This window comes from Collimonas fungivorans, from assembly GCF_001584145.1.
Taxonomy (GTDB): domain Bacteria; phylum Pseudomonadota; class Gammaproteobacteria; order Burkholderiales; family Burkholderiaceae_D; genus Collimonas; species Collimonas fungivorans.
In genome coordinates, this window is the sequence record NZ_CP013232.1 from 3,400,379 (window position 1) to 3,419,062 (window position 18,684).

General features: G+C 59.2%; 17 protein-coding genes and 1 pseudogene. 14 read left to right on the top strand and 4 right to left on the bottom strand.

Annotated features, from left to right (window positions below; all coding sequences use genetic code 11):
* Window positions 1-56: 56 nt before the first annotated feature.
* Entirely contained in the window at window positions 57-1,286 is a 1,230-nt protein-coding gene (locus tag CFter6_RS14495; RefSeq protein ID WP_061540537.1) for a pyridoxal phosphate-dependent aminotransferase, read from the bottom strand.
* Window positions 1,287-1,657: 371 nt separating this feature from the next.
* Between CFter6_RS14495 and CFter6_RS14500 the strand changes: the two genes are divergently transcribed.
* The 11 genes and pseudogenes from CFter6_RS14500 (at window position 1,658) to CFter6_RS14550 (ending at window position 12,808) form a co-directional block, all read left to right on the top strand.
* A complete protein-coding gene (locus CFter6_RS14500) occupies window positions 1,658-2,056 on the top strand; it encodes an Mth938-like domain-containing protein (protein WP_061540538.1) in 399 nt (132 codons plus the stop codon).
* Window positions 2,049-3,791, top strand: coding sequence for an ArnT family glycosyltransferase (locus tag CFter6_RS14505; RefSeq protein WP_061540539.1), 1,743 nt, complete (start codon window positions 2,049-2,051; stop codon window positions 3,789-3,791). Before CFter6_RS14500 ends, CFter6_RS14505 begins: the two co-directional genes overlap by 8 nt.
* Window positions 3,792-3,803: 12 nt before the next feature.
* Entirely contained in the window at window positions 3,804-4,175 is a 372-nt protein-coding gene (locus CFter6_RS14510; RefSeq protein WP_061540540.1) for an EamA family transporter, read from the top strand.
* Between the two features lie 72 nt (window positions 4,176-4,247).
* Window positions 4,248-5,384 carry a DegT/DnrJ/EryC1/StrS family aminotransferase gene (locus tag CFter6_RS14515; RefSeq protein ID WP_061540541.1) on the top strand — a complete coding sequence of 379 codons (1,137 nt, stop codon included), beginning with the start codon at window positions 4,248-4,250 and terminating at the stop codon, window positions 5,382-5,384.
* A gap of 16 nt (window positions 5,385-5,400) precedes the next feature.
* On the top strand, window positions 5,401-6,357 hold the full coding sequence (locus CFter6_RS14520) for a glycosyltransferase (protein ID WP_061542377.1): 957 nt from the start codon (window positions 5,401-5,403) through the stop codon (window positions 6,355-6,357).
* A complete protein-coding gene (locus CFter6_RS14525) occupies window positions 6,354-7,262 on the top strand; it encodes a formyltransferase (RefSeq protein ID WP_061540542.1) in 909 nt (302 codons plus the stop codon). The genes CFter6_RS14520 and CFter6_RS14525 overlap by 4 nt, the downstream gene beginning before the upstream one ends.
* A 118-nt stretch (window positions 7,263-7,380) precedes the next feature.
* Window positions 7,381-8,436, top strand: a complete 1,056-nt coding sequence (locus tag CFter6_RS14530; protein WP_061540543.1) for a bifunctional UDP-4-keto-pentose/UDP-xylose synthase — start codon at window positions 7,381-7,383, stop codon at window positions 8,434-8,436.
* 99 nt (window positions 8,437-8,535) lie between these two features.
* Entirely contained in the window at window positions 8,536-9,483 is a 948-nt protein-coding gene (locus CFter6_RS14535; protein WP_061540544.1) for a polysaccharide deacetylase family protein, read from the top strand.
* 99 nt (window positions 9,484-9,582) lie between these two features.
* Entirely contained in the window at window positions 9,583-10,026 is a 444-nt protein-coding gene (locus tag CFter6_RS14540; protein ID WP_061542378.1) for a peroxiredoxin, read from the top strand.
* A 219-nt stretch (window positions 10,027-10,245) separates the two neighbouring features.
* Window positions 10,246-11,927 (top strand): annotated as a pseudogene (locus tag CFter6_RS14545) (PhoH family protein).
* 146 nt (window positions 11,928-12,073) lie between these two features.
* Window positions 12,074-12,808, top strand: coding sequence for a metallophosphoesterase family protein (locus CFter6_RS14550; RefSeq protein ID WP_061540545.1), 735 nt, complete (start codon window positions 12,074-12,076; stop codon window positions 12,806-12,808).
* A gap of 66 nt (window positions 12,809-12,874) precedes the next feature.
* On the opposite strand, the gene CFter6_RS14555 is transcribed toward CFter6_RS14550, so the two are convergent.
* From CFter6_RS14555 to CFter6_RS14565, 3 genes are all read right to left on the bottom strand, one after another.
* Window positions 12,875-13,741: an ABC transporter permease gene (locus CFter6_RS14555; RefSeq protein ID WP_061540546.1), complete on the bottom strand. Its 867-nt coding sequence runs from the start codon at window positions 13,739-13,741 to the stop codon at window positions 12,875-12,877.
* A gap of 78 nt (window positions 13,742-13,819) precedes the next feature.
* The gene (locus CFter6_RS14560; protein WP_061540547.1) at window positions 13,820-14,635 is read right to left on the bottom strand and encodes an ABC transporter ATP-binding protein; all 816 of its coding nucleotides are present in this window, start codon (window positions 14,633-14,635) and stop codon (window positions 13,820-13,822) included.
* A gap of 133 nt (window positions 14,636-14,768) precedes the next feature.
* Window positions 14,769-15,785, bottom strand: coding sequence for an ABC transporter substrate-binding protein (locus CFter6_RS14565; protein WP_061540548.1), 1,017 nt, complete (start codon window positions 15,783-15,785; stop codon window positions 14,769-14,771).
* A 169-nt stretch (window positions 15,786-15,954) separates the two neighbouring features.
* Between CFter6_RS14565 and CFter6_RS14570 the strand changes: the two genes are divergently transcribed.
* The 3 genes from CFter6_RS14570 to CFter6_RS14580 all read left to right on the top strand — a co-directional run bounded on the left by CFter6_RS14570 (window position 15,955) and on the right by CFter6_RS14580 (window position 18,623).
* Window positions 15,955-16,629 (top strand): response regulator, encoded by a 675-nt coding sequence (locus CFter6_RS14570; RefSeq protein ID WP_061540549.1) that lies wholly within the window; start codon window positions 15,955-15,957, stop codon window positions 16,627-16,629.
* Window positions 16,626-18,035: a sensor histidine kinase gene (locus tag CFter6_RS14575; RefSeq protein ID WP_061540550.1), complete on the top strand. Its 1,410-nt coding sequence runs from the start codon at window positions 16,626-16,628 to the stop codon at window positions 18,033-18,035. Before CFter6_RS14570 ends, CFter6_RS14575 begins: the two co-directional genes overlap by 4 nt.
* 114 nt (window positions 18,036-18,149) lie before the next feature.
* A complete protein-coding gene (locus tag CFter6_RS14580; protein WP_061540551.1) occupies window positions 18,150-18,623 on the top strand; it encodes a MarR family winged helix-turn-helix transcriptional regulator in 474 nt (157 codons plus the stop codon).
* The last annotated feature ends 61 nt before the right edge of the window (window positions 18,624-18,684 follow it).

Consider the following 18,684-nt stretch of genomic DNA (forward strand, 5'->3'; position numbering starts at 1 on the left):
GCTGGCTGCCAAGCCGGCCCGGCGGGTTTAATAAAAAACTTCCGCTTCAGGCCGGGTCAAACCTTACCGTGGCGCCGGCGGTACCCTTCGAGGAAACTGGCGATGCGTCCCATCGAATCCGCCAGGTCGTCGGTGTTCGGCAGGAACACCACGCGGAAATGGTCCGGCGTCGGGCAGTTGAAGCCGGTGCCCTGGACGATCAGCACGCGCTGCTCCGCCAGCAATTCGTAGGCGAAGTCCTGGTCGTCGGTAATCGGGTACATCTTCGGGTCCAGCCGCGGAAACATGTACAGCGCCGCCTTCGGCTTGACGCAGGTGACGCCCGGGATGTCGGTCAGCAGCTTGTGCGCCATGTCGCGCTGGCGCGCCAGGCGACCGCCCGGCGCGACCAGGTCGTTGATGCTCTGGTAGCCGCCGAGCGCGGTCTGGATCGCATACTGGCCCGGCGCATTGGCGCACAGGCGCATCGACGCCAGCATGTTCAAGCCCTCGATATATCCCTTGGCGTGTTTTTTCTCGCCCGACACCACCATCCAGCCGGCGCGGTAGCCGCAGGAACGATAGTTTTTCGACAAGCCGTTGAAGGTGATGAACAGCACGTCGTCGGCCAGCGCCGCCAGCGAAGTATGGGTCTCGCCGTCGTACAGCACCTTGTCGTAGATTTCGTCGGCGAAGATGATCAGCTGGTGCTGGCGCGCCAGGTCGACCAGCTGCTGCAGCAGTTCCACCGGGTACAGGGCGCCGGTCGGATTGTTGGGGTTGATGACGACGATCGCCCGGGTATTGCTGTTGATTTTCTTCTTGATGTCTTCGATATCGGGGAACCAGCCGGCCTGCTCGTCGCAGACGTAATGGCGCGGCGTGCCGCCGGACAGGCTGACCGCGGCGGTCCACAGCGGATAGTCGGGCGCCGGCACCAGTACTTCATCGCCGGTGTTGAGCAAGGCGTTCATGCTCATCACTATCAGCTCGGAAGCGCCGTTGCCCAGGTAGATATCGTCGATCGTGACGCCCTGAATCTTTTTTTGCTGGCAATAATGCATCACCGACTTGCGCGGCGCGAACATGCCCTTGGAATCGGTATAACCGGAGGCGTTGCCCATGTTGAGGATCATGTCCTGCACGATTTCATCGGGCGGCTCGAAACCGAACACCGCCAGGTTGCCGATGTTCAGCTTGATGATTTTGTGACCTTCCTCTTCCATTTGCCGCGCTTTTTCCAGCACGGGGCCGCGGATGTCGTAACAGACATCATCCAGTTTTTTCGATTTTTGAATCGGTCGCACAGCACAATCCCTTGTATTTTACGCAACATTATCCAGCGTTAAAAAGCTGTCTGGAAAATTGGGTTATCGTCACACGGGGGTCAGTGCGCCGCAACAAATGCCTGCAACAACCCCTTGTAAGGGCGCTCCACGCTATTCCACGACTTTTCAGACAGCTTTTTGGCGGTGCACAATTCACCGCCCGAACCACCCATTCTGCCGAAAGCGTGAGGTTTTATCAATCAATACCGCAAGTTCCTGGGCGGAAAACGCTACAATGCAGCACTTTATTTTCCATTTTCCGGGAATTTGCACATCGTCTGCGGTCTATCCTTTGGTTTAGCTAAGTATTGGTGGATAGGATCAACCCCTCAACGTGTAAAGATAATGCAATGAAGCTACATACCACCCCGACCCAACAGTATCAGACAGTCACGGCCTACGACGACAAGGGCGTGGAAATCAACGCCGTGCGCTACGAGCATAGCCTGCTGGTGCTGCCGGAAGCAGCGCCGGTGCCATGGCCGGTGCGCGACTTCGACGCCCTCCATGCGGAACATTTCGCTCATATAGACAGCACCCGGCCCGACGTTGTCATCCTCGGCACCGGCGCGCGCCAGCGTTTTGTCCATCCGAAGCTGACCAGCGTGCTGACCGCGCGCCGCATCGGCGTCGAATGCATGGACAACAAGGCCGCCTGCCGCACCTACAACATCCTGATGGCCGAGGGGCGCAAAGTCGCCCTGGCCCTGATTTTCAATACCGACAAGGAAACCGCCCAAGATGCGTGAACTGCATAAATCAAAAACTTTCGTCTGGCTGTTGTTCCTGCTGTTCTGCATCGTCTGGTTTTACATGCTCGGGGCCCGCACGCTGGTGCCTACCGATGAAGGCCGCTACGCCGAAATGGCGCGCGAAATGGTCGCCACCGGCGACTGGATCACCTTGCGCCTGAACGGCCTCAAATACTTCGAAAAGCCGCCGCTGCAAACCTGGATGAACGCCCTCACCTTCGAGCTGTTCGGCCTCGGCGAATGGCAGGCGCGTCTATGGACCGGCTTGTGCGGCTTGCTCGGCGTGGTTTTGGTCGCATTCACCGGCGCCCGCCTGTTCTCGCCGCGCATCGGCTTCTACGCAGCGCTGGTGCTCGGCTCCAGCTTCCTGTGGGCCGGCCTCGGCCACATCAATACGCTGGACATGGGCTTGTCCGGCATGATGACGATTTCCCTGTGCGCCCTGCTGCTGGCGCAGCGCAGCGACATCAGCCACGCCGAACAGCGCAACTGGATGCTGCTGTGCTGGGCCGGCATGGCGCTGGCGGTATTGTCAAAAGGCCTGATCGGCCTGGTCCTGCCGGGCGCGGTACTGATCCTGTACACCCTGTTTTCGCGCGACTGGTCGATCTGGAAACGTTTGCACCTAGTGCTCGGCCTGATCCTCTTCTTCCTGATCACCACGCCCTGGTTCGTGCTGATCTCGCTGAAGAATCCGGAATTCCCGCAATTTTTCTTCATCCACGAACAATTCCAGCGCTTCACCAGCAAGATCCATAACCGCTATGGCCCGCCTTATTATTTCATTCCAATCCTGGTATTGGGGATCGTGCCTTGGCTCGGCGTCCTGTTGCAAAGCTTGTGGAACGGCGCGCGCGAACACAGCGCGGCGTCAGGCTTCCAGCCGAAAAAGATGCTGCTGATCTGGAGCGTGTTCATTTTCGTGTTCTTCAGCATTTCCGATTCCAAGCTGCCGTCGTACATCCTGCCGATCTTCCCGGCGCTGGCGCTGCTGATTGCCTGCCACCTGGATAACGCCAGCAACAAGTCGGTGCAGGCTTCGGCGCTGTTGCTGCTGGTGCCGGCCGTGATCGGCCTGGTCCTGTCGCACAAGATCCCGAACCTGGCCAAGGATGCTTACAGCCTGCCATTGATGCAAGCCCATGTGGCTTGGGTGTTCGCCGCTTCGGCGGTGGCTTTCATCGGCGCCGTCGCCGCCTTGCTGCTGGTGCGCCGGCAGCGCGAATGGGCCATTGTCGCGCTCGCCGCCAGCGGTTTCATCGGCGGCCAGCTGCTGATGTACGGCCACGATCCGCAAGGACGCTATTCGGCAGGGATCGACCTGGTGCCGGCCATCAATGCCGAAATCACGCCGGAAACCACGCTGTACGTGGTCGGCAAATATGAGCAGGCGCTGCCGTTCTACCTGCGCCGCACGATGACCATGGTGCAGCATATGGATGAGCTGGAATTCGGCATCGGCCAGCAGCCGCAGCTATGGATTCCGACCATCGATGCGTTTGTCGTCAAATGGACCGCCGACCACGCTGCCGGCAAGAAGGATATCGCCATCATCCGTCCGGAAAACTACCGTGAGCTGGAGCAGCGCGGCGTGCCGATGCGGGTCATCGGCCAGGATCCGCGCCGCGTGGTGGTGACCAACCAGGGCATTGCCGCCGCAGCGCCAGCCGCCGCGGCAAGTGAAGCGGCCCCGGCTGCTTCGGCTGCAGCATCCACAACAACTGCACCGTAACCCGCCACATATATGAATATCACCACTTTTGCCTTCATCCTCGGCGGCGTCTGCCTTAACGCCGTCGCGCAGCTGCTGCTGAAGGCCGGCACCAATGCGGTCGGCGTGATCCACCTGACGCCGCAGAACTGGTTTGCCACCGGCATCAAGCTGGCGACCCAGTTGCCGATCCTGGGCGGCCTGGCTTGTTATGTCATCTCGGTAGGGGTCTGGATCATCGGCTTGTCGCGGGTCGACGTCACGATCGCCTATCCGATGCTGTCGATGGGCTATATCATCAGCGCCGTCGGCGCCTGGTACTTCCTGGGAGAAGCGGTTTCGATGCAGCGCCTGCTGGCAATCGGCATCATCATCGTCGGCGTAGTATTACTGACGCGCAGCTAGATCCTTGTCCATACGCTATCGTTCAGTGCTTCACGACTTTCCGTCAAACTTATATCGGATTTCAAAACCAACATGAGCCAACAACCTTTCCTGCCGTTTGCCAAACCCACCATCGACGAAGCCACGATCGCAGCGGTTGGCGACGTCTTGCGCTCCGGCTGGATCACCAGCGGCCCCAAGGTGCAGGCATTCGAAGCGCAATTGTCCGAGTATTTCGGCGGCCGTCCGGTGCGCACCTTCAATTCCGGCACCTGCACCATGGAGATCGCCCTGCGCATCGCCGGCATCGGCGCCGGCGATGAAGTCATCACCACGCCGATTTCCTGGGTCGCCACCGCCAATGTGATCATTGAAACCGGCGCCACGCCGGTGTTCGCCGACATCGATCCGGTCACCCGCAATATCGACCTGGCCCAGGTCGAAGCCGCCATCACGCCGCGCACCAAGGCCATCATCCCGGTCTACCTGTCGGGCCTGCCGGTCGACATGGATCGCCTGTATGCGCTGGCCAAGAAACATAACCTGCGCGTGGTGGAAGATGCGGCGCAAGCCCTGGGATCGAGCTGGAAAGGCCAGCGCATCGGCGCCTTCGGCGACTTTGCCTCGTTCAGCTTCCAGGCCAACAAGAACATCACTTCATCCGAGGGCGGCTGCCTGGTGCTGAACAATGCCGAAGAAGCGCGCCTGGCGGAAAAATACCGCCTGCAAGGCGTCACCCGCAGCGGCTTCGACGGCCTCGATGTCGACGTCCTCGGCGGCAAATTCAACATGACCGACGTCGCCGCCGCCATCGGCCTCGGCCAGTTTGCCCATATTGAGGCGATTACCGCCCATCGGCGCGAGCTGGCGCAGTATTATTTCACCTGCTTCGGCAGCGATTTCGAAGCGAAACATGGCGCCCAGCTGCCGGTCGCCGACTTCGCCAACAGCAACTGGCACATGTTCCAGCTGGTGCTGCCGGAGCGCCAGGACGGCAAGCCGGCGCGCGCCACTTTCATGGAGCAGATGCAGGAACGCGGCATCGGCATCGGCTATCACTACCCGGCCATCCACCTGCTCAGCATGTATCGCGCGCGCGGCTTCAAGGAAGGCATGTTTCCGGTCGCCGAAAAGGTCGGCCGCCTGATCGTCTCGCTGCCGATGTTCAACGTCATGACGAAGAACGATGTCGAACGTGCAGTGTCCGCGGTAAAATCCGTGCTTCAATAAATTGAACGATCGCTTGATGAAACCAGAACTTTCCGTCGTCATCCCGGTATACAACGAGGAATCGGGCCTTGCCAAACTGTTCGACCGCCTCTACCCGGCGCTCGACGCACTTGGCATCAGCTATGAAATCCTGTACGTCAACGACGGCAGCCGCGACAAGTCGGCCGCGATACTGGCGGAACAGTTCCGGCTGCGTCCAGACGTCACCCGCGTGGTCCTGTTCAACGGCAATTTCGGCCAGCACATGGCGATACTGGCCGGTTTTGAAGCCACCCGCGGCGACATCGTCGTGACGCTCGACGCCGACCTGCAGAACCCGCCGGAAGAAATCGGCAACCTGGTGGCCAAGATGCGCGAAGGCTACGACTACGTCGGCTCGATCCGCCGCAAGCGCCAGGATTCGGCCTGGCGCACCGTCGCCTCCAAGGCCATGAACCTGCTGCGCGAGAAAATCACCGGCATCAGGATGACCGATCAGGGCAACATGCTGCGCGCCTATGGTCGCAACGTGGTCGACCTGATCAACCAGTGCCAGGAGGTCAACACCTTCGTACCGGCGCTGGCGTACACCTTTGCCCGCAAAGAGACTGAAATCGTGGTCGAGCACGAAGAACGCTCGGCCGGCGAATCAAAGTACTCGCTGTATAGCCTGATCCGCCTGAATTTCGACCTGGTCACCGGCTTTTCCATCATGCCCTTGCAGCTGTTCTCGCTGATAGGCATCGTGCTGTCCTTCGCTTCGGCCGCGCTGTTTTTCATCCTGGTGGCGCGCCGTTTCCTGTTCGGCGCCGAGGTGCAAGGTGTGTTCACCCTGTTCGCGTTCGCCTTCTTCCTGATGGGCATGATCCTGTTCGGCATCGGCCTGGTCGGCGAATATGTCGGCCGCATCTATCAGCAGGTGCGGGCGCGGCCGCGCTATGTGGTGCAAGCCATGCTGGAACAGTCGTCGGCGGACGATAAGCAGGCGTCATGAAAGCCGTCGTTTTTGCCTATCACAACGTTGGCGTGCGCTGCCTGAAAGTGCTGCTGGCGCGCGGCGTCGATATCGCGCTGGTGGTTACCCACGAAGACAATCCGCAGGAAACCATCTGGTTCGAATCGGTGTCGGCGCTATGCAAGCAGCATGGTATTGCCAGCATCGCTCCCACCGATCCAGCTGCGCCCGAGCTGCGGGCCCAGGTCGCCGCCCTGCAGCCGGATTTCATCTTCAGTTTCTATTACCGCCACATGCTGCCGGTTGCCCTGCTGGCGCTGGCAAAGCACGGCGCTTACAACATGCACGGTTCGCTGCTGCCGAAATACCGCGGCCGGGTGCCGATCAACTGGGCGGTGCTGCACGGTGAAACAGAGACCGGCGCCACCCTGCACGAAATGGCGGCCAAGCCGGACGCCGGCGCCATCGTGGCGCAGACTTCGGTGCCGATCCTGCCCGACGATACCGCCTACGAAGTATTCGGCAAGGTGGTGGTCGCCGCCGAACAGACGCTGTGGAATGCACTGCCGGCCATGCTGACAGGCAACATTCCCCGCTTGCCGAACGATCTGTCGCAAGGCAGTTATTTCGGCGGACGCAAGCCCGAAGACGGCAAAATCGACTGGAACCGGCCGGCGCACGAGGTCTATAACCTGTACCGCGCAGTGGCGCCGCCCTATCCCGGCGCCTGGACTATTGTCAAAGAGCGCACTTTTATCGTCGGAAAAGCTTATTTATCGGCCAAACTGGTGGAAAACCTGCCGGCAAATTTGCCTCGGGGCTTGGCGGTAGTGGATAATCGCATTGTTGGCGTCTGCGGCGATGGCCGCGCGCTGTTGATCAACGAGTTGCTGGCGGACGGCCAAACCGTCACGCCAGAAGCATTAAACAACATCCTTTTATAAAACCGGCTGCTTTCGCAGGCGGGGCGGTTTCAGTTTGTTTACCGCGCCCTGCCCGGCAAGAACTGCAGCGCTTGAAATTCCGTTTTGCGGAATGCCAATCCAACAACAATAGATCACTATGAAAAAAGTCCTCATCCTCGGCGTCAACGGTTTCATCGGCCACCACCTGTCCAAGCGGATCCTGGAAACCACCGACTGGCACGTCTACGGCATGGACATGATGACCGACCGCATCCGCGACCTGCTGGACAACGAAGAATACAAGTCGCGCATGCACTTCTTCGAAGGCGACATCACCATCAACAAGGAATGGGTCGAGTACCACGTCAAGAAATGCGACGTGATCCTGCCGCTGGTGGCGATCGCCACGCCGTCGACCTACGTCAAGCAGCCGCTGCGCGTATTCGAACTGGACTTCGAAGCCAACCTGCCTATCGTGCGTTCCGCCGCCAAATACGGCAAGCACCTGGTGTTCCCGTCGACCTCGGAAGTGTATGGCATGTGCCATGACGAAGAATTCGACCCGGAGCAATCCGAACTGATCTGCGGCCCGATCAACAAGCCGCGCTGGATCTACTCCTGCGCCAAGCAGCTGATGGATCGCGTGATCTGGGGCTACGGCATGGAAGAAGGCTTGAACTTCACCCTGTTCCGTCCGTTCAACTGGATCGGCGCCGGCCTCGATTCGATCCATACGCCGAAGGAAGGCAGCTCGCGCGTGGTGACCCAGTTCTTCGGCCATATCGTGCGCGGCGAGAATATCTCGCTGGTCGACGGCGGCCAGCAAAAACGTGCCTTCACTTATATCGACGACGGCATCGACGCCTTGATCAAGATCATCGCCAACAAGGACGGCATCGCCAGCGGCAAGATCTACAACATCGGCAACCCGGTCAACAACTACTCGATCCGCGACCTGGCAGACATGATGCTGAAACTGGCTGCGGAATATCCTGAGTACGCCGACTCGGCGAAGAAGGTCAAGCTGGTCGAGACCACTTCCGCAGCCTACTACGGCAAGGGTTACCAGGACGTGCAGAACCGCGTGCCGAAGATCACCAATACCTGCGACGAGCTGAACTGGAAGCCGACCACCACCATGGCCGACACCCTGCGCAATATTTTTGATGCGTACCGCGGCCAGGTGGCCGAAGCACGCGCTTTGATGGATTAATAGACGGACTAAGATCGACGCTGCTGCCCGCGCAAGCTACGACGCTGTTTCGTGTGTTGCGCGGACTCTGTTTTTCCTACTACTGCCAGACCAGACAACTTGCCCCTCCTCACCTTAAAAATCGACGCCGACACTTATCGCGGCACCCGTGAAGGAGTACCGAACCTGGTGCGCCTGCTGAGCAAATACCAGGCGCGCGCCACGTTCCTGTTTTCGCTCGGTCACGATCATACCGGCTGGGCCCTGAAGCAGGTGTTTCGCCCCGGCTTCTTCCAGAAAGTATCGCGCACCTCGGTAGTCGAACATTACGGCCTCAAGACCCTGATGTACGGCGTGCTGCTGCCGGCGCCGGATATCGGCAAGACCTGCGCGAGCTACATGCAGGCGGTGCGCGACGCCGGATTCGAATGCGGCGTCCACACCTGGGATCATCGCGTCTGGCAAGACCATGTACGGCAGCGCGGCGCCGACTGGACCAGCCAGCAGATGCAGCGTTCCTTCGACCGCTTCACCCGGATTTTCGGCCAGGCGCCGCAAACCCACGGCGCCGCCGGCTGGCAAATGAATCCTTACGCTTTCGAGCAGCTGGAGAAATTCGGCATCGCCTATGCCTCGGACGGCCGCGCCATGCTGGCGGACGACGGCGCGCTGGCCGACCAGGCCGCCGGCCCGCATCGCCTGCAGGTCAACGGCAAGACGCTGGCATGCATACAGTTGCCGACCACCCTGCCGACGCTGGATGAACTGCTGGGCCGGAGTTTCGGCGGCGTTGAGCTGACGCCTGCGAATATCGCCGCCCATATCCTGGCGTTGACGGCAACGCCGCGCGATCATGTATTTACTCTGCACGCAGAGCTTGAAGGTCAAAAACTCGCCCCCATATTCGAGCAGTTGCTGCAGGGCTGGAAAGCGCAGGGCTATGATCTGGTCGCGATGGAAGACTATTACCGACAGGTCAAAGACCGGCAATTACCCACCGTCCCTCTCGCATGGGCGGAGTTGCCGGGACGGTCGGGCGAGATGATCATGCAGGCAGGCAGCAGCTGATCAGCGTATATAGCAGAACCCTGATTGGCGACCGATTCATCATTATTCAATGAACAGGACAATACAGTGGCCGATAATTCCTATCCTTCCATCCTCAACATGACGGTGCCCGACTTCTCTGCAGCCATGACCGGCGGGCAGGCATTCAAGTTGTCGGACTATCATGGAAAAAACATAGTGTTGTATTTTTACCCCAAGGACAACACGCCTGGCTGCACCACGGAAGCCATGCAGTTCCGCGACCTGCACCAGGAATTCCAGCAGAAAAACACCTTGATATTCGGCATCAGCCGCGACAGCATCCGCTCCCACGAAGGTTTCAAGGCTAAACTGGGGCTGCCCTTCGAGCTGATCGCCGATCCCGACGAAACGCTGTGCGCCATGTTCAATGTCATGAAAATGAAAAATATGTACGGCAAGCAAGTACGCGGCATCGAGCGCAGCACGTTTGTGATTGACGGCGCCGGCACATTGGTGAAAGAATGGCGTGGAGTGAAGGTGCCAGTGCACGTTGAAGAAGTATTGGAGTTTGTAAGTCATTGAATTCAAAAAAAATCATTCTGGAAGCCGTTTGCGGAAAAGGCCTGAGGGCCTTCCCAAACGGCTTTTTTACTTTTTAATTTGTGTTTTGTTCGCCAGGCCGCTTCATTCGTGATGTTTTTTAAATATATTTAAGTCGTACCTGCCGTAGCTTCACCCGTTTGGTCCGGTTCGTGTTATCACCAAAGCGAACACTTTTTTCATCTTTAAAGCGAGGTTCTGATGCCCTTACCAAAATTACCGACCAAACCCGCTGCTTTACTCTCCGTTCAAGATTATCCGAAAGCGGAAGCCGGCAAAGCCGTCAAACCACGTATTGCCGTCGTTGAACCGATTACCCGTAACAAGGAAGTTGCTCCACAAGCTCGCAACAAACCTGTAGAAAGCCGTAAGACCGACAAGGCCCCGCGGAAAATTCGCGTGCCGTTGCCGACAAACCTGCAAAACCGGCGGACACCCGGCCGAAATCAAGCACCAGCCGCGCCGCCGACAAATCCGGCACGACCAAGCTGTTCGTGCTGGACACCAATGTGCTGATGCACGACCCGACCTCCCTGTTCCGTTTCGAGGAACACGACATCTACCTGCCGATGGTGACGCTGGAGGAACTCGACAACCACAAGAAGGGCATGTCGGAAGTCGCACGCAATGCACGCCAGGTATCGCGTTCGCTGGATGCATTGGTGGGCGATATCGTCGACGACCAGATCGACCACGGCATTCCATTGTCGAAGCTCGGCAACAAGGACGCCAAGGGCCGCCTGTTCTTCCAGACCAAGCTGCAGAACGCCGACCTGCCTGAAGGCCTGCCGGTAGGCAAGGCCGACAACCAGATCCTCGGCGTGGTGCGCGGCCTGGAAGCCGAAACCCCGGGCCGCCCGGTAGTGCTGGTGTCGAAAGACATCAACATGCGCATCAAGGCGCGCGCCATGGGCCTGCCGGCCGAAGACTACTTCAACGACCATGTGCTGGAAGACACCGACCTGCTGTATTCCGGCATCCAGCAATTGCCGGACGATTTCTGGATCAAGCACGGCAAGGGCATCGAATCCTGGCAAGAGAACAAGCACGGCACCGGCTATACCTACTATCGCCTGAGCGGACCGCTGGTGCCGACGCTGCTGGTCAACCAGTTCGTTTTCATCGAACCGAAAAACGGCGAACCGGCGTTCTACGGACAAGTCACGCAGATCAACGGCAAGACCGCGGTGCTGCAAACCTTGCGCGACTATGGCCACGCCAAGAACAGCGTGTGGGGCATCACTGCGCGCAACCGCGAGCAGAACTTTGCCCTCAACCTGCTGATGAATCCGGATTGCGACTTCGTCACCCTGCTGGGCCAGGCCGGTACCGGCAAAACCCTGCTGGCGCTGGCGGCCGGCCTGGCGCAAGTGCTGGAAACCAAGACCTACAACGAAATCATCGTGACCCGCGTCACGGTGCCGGTCGGTGAAGATATCGGTTTCCTGCCGGGTACCGAGGAAGAGAAGATGGGGCCGTGGATGGGCGCCTTCGACGACAACCTGGAAGTGCTCAACAAGTCCGATTCGGATGCCGGCGAATGGGGTCGCGCCGCCACCCAGGACCTGATTCGTTCACGCATCAAGATCAAGTCGCTCAACTTCATGCGGGGCCGTACTTTCGTCAACAAGTTCCTGATCATCGACGAAGCGCAAAACCTGACGCCGAAGCAAATGAAAACCCTGGTCACCCGCGCCGGTCCGGGCACCAAGATCATCTGCCTCGGCAATATCGCCCAGATCGATACGCCGTACCTGACCGAGGGCTCGAGCGGCCTGACGTATGTAGTCGATCGTTTCAAGGGCTGGTCGCACAGCGGCCATGTGACGCTGGCGCGCGGCGAACGCTCGCGCCTGGCAGACCATGCCAGCGATGTGCTGTAATAAGATGACCTGAAGGACGGCGCAGCGATGCGCTTGCCGGATGGCAGAACGGGTGCAATTCAATTTCGGTTGAATTGCACCCGTTTTATTTAAAAATGCGATTTAATGATGTGATATCCCGCCATCTTCCGTGAAGAAAGCCGCCAATGAAACTCGCCATCCTCTCCGACATCCACGCCAACATCTGGGCGCTGGAAGCCGTCCTGGCGGACATCAGGAAACAGGGAGCCGACCTGGTGGTCAACGCCGGCGACATCCTGTCCGGCCCGCTGGAGCCTTCGGCCACTGCGGACCTGCTGATGTCGCTGCAGCTGCCCACCATCCGCGGCAACCACGAACGCCACCTGCTGGACTGCGAACGGCGCCCGGGACATCCGACCGACCAGTTTGCATTCGAGCATACGACACCGGCGCAACGCGACTGGATCAGGGGCTTACCTACGACCCTGGCTGTTTCGGATCAGATTTTCATGTGCCACGGCACGCCGGCCGACGACCTGGTGTATTTCCTGGAACAGGTCGGCCAGCAAGGCTGCCGCATGGCAGCGGCGGCCGACATCGAGGCCCGCGCGGCGGGCATCGGCCACAGCCTGATCATCTGCGGCCATACGCACAAGCCGCGCGCCTATGCGATCTCCGGCGAACGCCTGGTGGTCAATCCCGGCAGCGTCGGCCTGCAGGCTTATGACGACGACCAGCCCTGCTTCCACGCCATCGAAAACGGCAGTCCGCACGCCCGCTACGCCATCTGCGAAAAAACCGCCCATGGCTGGGATGTCAGCCATCTCAACATCAGCTACGACCATCACAAGGCGGCTGCTACGGCGTTGAAAAACGGCCGGGCCGACTGGGCGACATGGCTGTCGACGGGAAGAATTTAGGACATAAAAAAACGGCGCATTAAAACAATGCGCCGCAACCTTAAGTCACTAAACTTCAGCTAGAAACTAGAATGCCACAGGACGCCATTTAAGCAAACGTTTTTCCAGTGTCGTCAGCAAATAATCCGCTGCCAGGGCCACCACTGCCAACACGATCATCGCCGCAAACACGCCGCTGGCGTTGAAAGCGCCTTGGGCGGTGGAAATCAGCAAGCCGATGCCTTGCTTGGAACCGAGGAATTCACCTACCACGGCGCCCACCAGGGCAAAACCGAAACTGACGTGCAGGCTGGCCAGGATCCAGCTCAGCGCCGAAGGAATCACCACCGACATCGTCACCTGGCGCGGCGAGGCGCCGAGGATCTGGGCGTTGGCAATCATGTAACGGTCAGCTTCGCGCACGCCCTGGAAAGCATTGCCGAACACGACAAAGAACACCATCACCACCGCCAGAGCAACCTTGGAAGCCATGCCCAGGCCCAGCGCGATCACGAAAATCGAGCCCAGCACTACCCGTGGAATCGAATTGGCGACCTGGATGTAAATGCTGAAGACATCCGATAGCAATTTATTACGACCCAGCAGGATGCCGCAGATGACACCGGCGACCGAGCCGATCAGGAAGCCGAGCACCGTTTCCTCCAAGGTCACCAGCACCTGTGTCCACAACGGTCCTTGCGACGTGCCTTCCACGATCCAGTCATAGATCTGCACCACGATCAGCGACGGCTGCGAAAAGAAGAACGGGTCTATCCATTGCAGCCTGGCCGCCAGTTCCCAGCCGCCCAGGGTCAGGATAAGGATGGCGACGCGCAGGGATATCACCAGCCAGTAGCGTTGCTTGATTTTGCGTTGTGCTTCTTGTTCGACAGTGGCCAGGCTGGCCGCGCTGAGTTTGTCGATTGTTTGTGCTTGATTCGGTACTTGACTCATATATTGCCTTTTTCCTTTCGCTTATGTGATATCCATATCTTCATAGGCGAGGGTATGTAAATGGATGTCTGCCTGTAATTAGCTGATGTGCACTTCTTCGCGCAGGTCGGCCCAGATCTTGCGCGAGATGTCGATGAAACGCTGTTCATAACGCACCTCGGACATTACGCGCGGCCGCGGCAGGTCGATCTCGTACACGCTCTTCAAGGTGGCCGGGCGCGCAGTCAGCACATAGACTTTGTCGGCCAGTGCAATCGCTTCTTCCAGGTCATGGGTGACGAATACCACCGAACCGGCTTGCGACGACCACAGCTGCAGCAGCTCATCCTGCATCAGGGTGCGGGTCTGCATGTCGAGCGCGCTGAACGGCTCGTCCATCAGCAGGATTTCAGGGCTGTTGATGAATGTCTGCGCCAGCGCGACGCGCTTGCGCATGCCGCCGGACAGTTGATGCGGGTAATGGCTGGCGAATTTATCGAGGCCGACCCGGCGTATCCATTCCTCCGCCAGCGCATACGCAGCGTCTTTCGGCTTGCCGCGGAACAGCGGCCCCGCCGCTACGTTGTCGATCACGCTGCGCCAAGGGAATACTGCATCGTTCTGGAATACAAAGCCGATGCGCGGATCGATGCCGCTGACCGGCTCGCCCATGATGCGCACCTCGCCCACGGTCGGCTTGAGCAGGCCGGTGATCATGCTCAGCGTGGTCGATTTGCCGCAGCCGGTCGGTCCCACAACGGCCACGAATTCGCCGCGCGCCACGCTCATGCTGAAATCGCGCAAGGCCACGGTGGCCTTGCCGTCGGGGGAGATGAAGCGGCAAGAAACATTGCGCAGTTCGATGGCGGGCGTGTCGCGTAACACCTGGGGCGCCGGCGTGGCTGCCGAGGGCATTACCGAGGGCGAGACATATGCTGCTTGAGTCATTTTGAATTCCTTTGCTGTGCGGGTCGGAGCGGTTCGCTGGACGCGAGTCTCCCCACTCGGAAGCTGCGCTTCCGACCTGCATGATGGTTAAGCTTCGGCCTTACTTGGCTTGGCTGACAAACTCGTTGGTATAGGTCTTGGCAAGGTCGATGTGCTTGCCCTTGACGTTAGGATTGAAACCCGACAGCACCTGCAGCACGGTTTCCGGGCCGCCTGGCGGCATTTTCCCATCCGCCGAAAACATCGGCAGTGAATTCTGCAAAGCCTGCACGTACATCGGCTTGTTATTGCCGTAGTAATCCTTCGGCATCTTGTCGGCGATTTCGGCAGCGCTATGGGTATTGATGAATTTCAGCGTCTTGACAAAAGCATGCGCCAGCTTGGCGGCTTCGGCCTTGTGCGCCTTCAGCCACGGGCCTTGGACATACAGGCTTGACGCCGGGTACAGACCGCCCAGCGCCTTGACCGTGCCTTCGACAGTACGCATGTCGACCAGCACTGAAGCTTCGCCGGTTTTCAGCAGCTGCGACACGGTCGGTTCGGTGGTCATGCCGGCGTCGATGCGGCCTTGCTTGATGGCGACGATGAATGTATTGTCGGCGCCCACCGGCAGCACCGAGTACTGGCTGGAAGTGATGCCGGCCTTGGCCGCCAGGTATTGCGTCAGGAAATTGGTCGATGAGCCGAGGCCGGTCACGCCCAGCGTCTTGCCTTTGACGTCAGCCATGCTCTTGATGGTGGCGGCAGCTTTGGTCGACACCATTTCGACTTCGCCCGGGACCTGGCCGAAAACCGTGATCGCCGTGACTTCCTTGCCCTTGCTTTGCAAATCGATGGAGTGGTCGTAGAAGCCGACTACCGCCTGCACCGCGCCAGCCAGCAGTTCATTTTCCGCATCCACGCCAGCCGGCTGCGACTGCAGTTCGACATCCAGGCCCTCTTCCTTGAAATAACCCAGCTGCTCGGTCAGCTTGGCCGGCAGGTAGATCATCTTGGTGATGCCGCCGACCATGATGGTGATTTTTCCCGAATCGGCTGCCATGGCCTGGCTCGCGCCAAGCACGCCGCTGCCAAGCAGCACGGCGGAAAGCAGGGAACCGCGGATGAGGGTATGCATTGAGTTGTCTCCGTTTGTTTTTTTGGGATAATGACCGGATCCGCAGGACAGCATGCCATTGTTCCAGTCTTGGGCGTATTCTAGGATGCGCTAACTTTCATCCAGCTTTCCAAATCCGCCTTATTTAACTTGCAGTGCAACATGAAGTGTCATATAAGCAGCCACATCCATGAAACTACTCCTGATCGAAGACAATCCGCCGCTGGCGCTATGGCTCAGCAAGATTCTGAAGGAAGACAAATTCACCATCGATCTCGCCAGCGACGGCGAAGCCGCCGACCGCCTGCTGCAAAGCGAAAGCTACGATGTGGTCCTGCTGGATCTGCAGCTGCCGAAGATGAACGGCAAGGCGGTTTTGCGCCGGCTGCGCGAGCGGCACAACAACGTGCCAGTCATGATCCTCACCGCCAGCGGCTCGGTTGACGAAAAAGTCGACTGCCTCGGCGCCGGCGCCGACGACTACCTGGTCAAGCCGTTCGAAGTGCGTGAACTGGTCGCGCGGATCAAGGCCCTGATCCGCCGCCAGACGCCGGACAAGGCGGCGGAAATGCATTGCGCCGACCTGCGCTACGACAGCAACACCCGGCAGTTCTCTATCGCCGGCCAGCTGCTGGCGCTGCCCGGGCGCGAACACGATGTGCTCGAAATCCTGATGCTGAAACAAGGCAAGACCGTCTCCAAGACCGCCTTGATGGACGGCGTGTTCGGCCTCGACGACGAACCCAGCGCCGACGCCATTGAAATCTACATCCACCGGCTGCGCAAGAAACTGGAGCACTGCCAGGCCGCCATCATGACCTTGCGCGGACTCGGTTACCTGCTCAAGCAGAAAGACGCTAATTGATCATCAGCCTACGCCTGCGCTTGCTGCTGTGGCTACTGATTCCGCTGGCGGTGTTTGTCGCCATCAGCGCTACGCTGTCGTACCGCAGCGCGCGCCAGACGGCGGACCTGATCCAGGACCATGCGCTGCTGGCGTCGGCGCAAGTGATCGCCGGCGAGATCCATTGGCTGGACGGCGTGCCGCATGCCAGCATTCCGCCGGCAGCGCTGGAACTGCTGGTCTCGCCCATGCAGGACCAGGTGTACTACCAGGTGATTACCGACAACGACAGCCTGCTGGCCGGCCGTCCTGATTTCCCGCAAGCGCTGCGTTTTCCCTTGAGCACACCAGCGTTCAGCACCATCGATTACCACGGCCAGATACTGCGCGTGGTGAGCCAGGTGCGCACCTTGTACAACGCCGGCCAGCTGCGCAAGATCGCCGTGCTGGTGGGCCAGACCACCGGCGCCCGCGACCAGATGCTGGCCGACCTGTGGCGCCCTGCCCTGCACCGCCAGATCGCCATGCTGCTGCTGGCTGCCGCTTTGGTAGTGATCGGCTTGAGCATGGAACTGCGGCCGCTGATGCATTTGAAAAACCAGCTGGCTGCGCGCGATGCAACCTCGCTGTCGCCGATCAAGGCCGGCCAGCTGCAGCTGGAGCTGCGGCCCATCGTCGAAGCCATCAACCAGACCATCCAACGCCTGAACACGCAGGTGTCGGCGCAAAAGCGCTTTATCGCCGACGCCGCCCACCAGTTGCGTACGCCGCTCACCCTGCTCGATTCGCAAATCCAGTTTGCGCGCCGCCTGGGCGATGAAAACAGGCGCACCGAAGTGCTGCAGGTGCTGCAGGCGATGCACGAAAGCAGCAATAACATGAACGAGCTGACCAACAAGCTCTTGCTGCTGTCGCAGGCGGAAGCCTCCAACACCACCGCCTTCCTGCGGCAGCCGGTAGACCTGCTGGCGGTGTCGGCCGCGGTGCTGGAAGAAATCGTCGACCTGGCGCAGCGCAAGAACATCGACCTCGGGCTCGAGACAACCTTGCAGCATGCATGGGTGATGGGAAACGAAGCCTTGTTCAGCGCCATGATGATGAACCTGGTCGACAACGCCATCCGCTATACCCCCGTGGACGGCACAGTGACCGTGGCCATCGGCGCCGGCCATGGGCAAGTCGAGATCAGTGTCAGCGACAACGGTCCGGGCATTCCGGCCGAAGTGCGCGACCGCGTGTTCGAACGTTTTTTCCGCAACGCCGCTCCGGGACAGGATGGCACTGGCCTCGGCCTGGCGATCGTCAAGGAAATCGTGATGGCAGCGCAAGGCAGCGTGACGCTCGGCGCCGGCGAACAGCAGCGCGGCCTTGCAGTGTTGCTGCAGTTGCCCTCCTGTGCCGCGCCGGGACCTGAGCAACAATTCTAAAGTGCCGCCAGCAAGAAACTTTATTTTGCAGTATATTCTTGCCTAGGCAATGAATATTCAAGTAGCAATTAAGCAGCAATCAAGCAGCAATTAAGCAGACAAGTTGAGAAAACCGTGAGTAACCGACCCCCATTATTCACTCTGGACACTTACCAGATTGAAGAAAGCATAGGCTATCTGTTGGCGCGCTCGCGTGCCATGATGATCAGAAGCTCAGACGAAGCTTTGATGCCGCACGGAATTACCCACGCGCAAGGCGCCATTCTCTTGATGTTGTCAACAGGAAAATATTCGACGGCCGCTGACCTGGCCCGCGAGACGTATACCGATGCGGCATCCACCAAGCGCATGATCGATCGCCTGGTGGCGCGTGACCTGATCAAGCGCGAGCCATGTGCAAATGACCGGCGTTTGATGAAACTGCACCTGACTGCGAGCGGCATAGAGTTGTCGAAAGTGGTGCCGCAAGCGTTTTGCGGCGTGCTGAACAAGCATTTTTCAGAGTTCAGCGCAGAAGAGATCGGCTTTTTGAAATCGATGCTCAGGCGGTTGCTGGAAAGCAATGCAGCACCGGAGAAAACACATTGACTATGCAAGATTAATTTATTCAATATTACTTTTAAACAAGCAGCTGTTCCCGGTAGTCTTC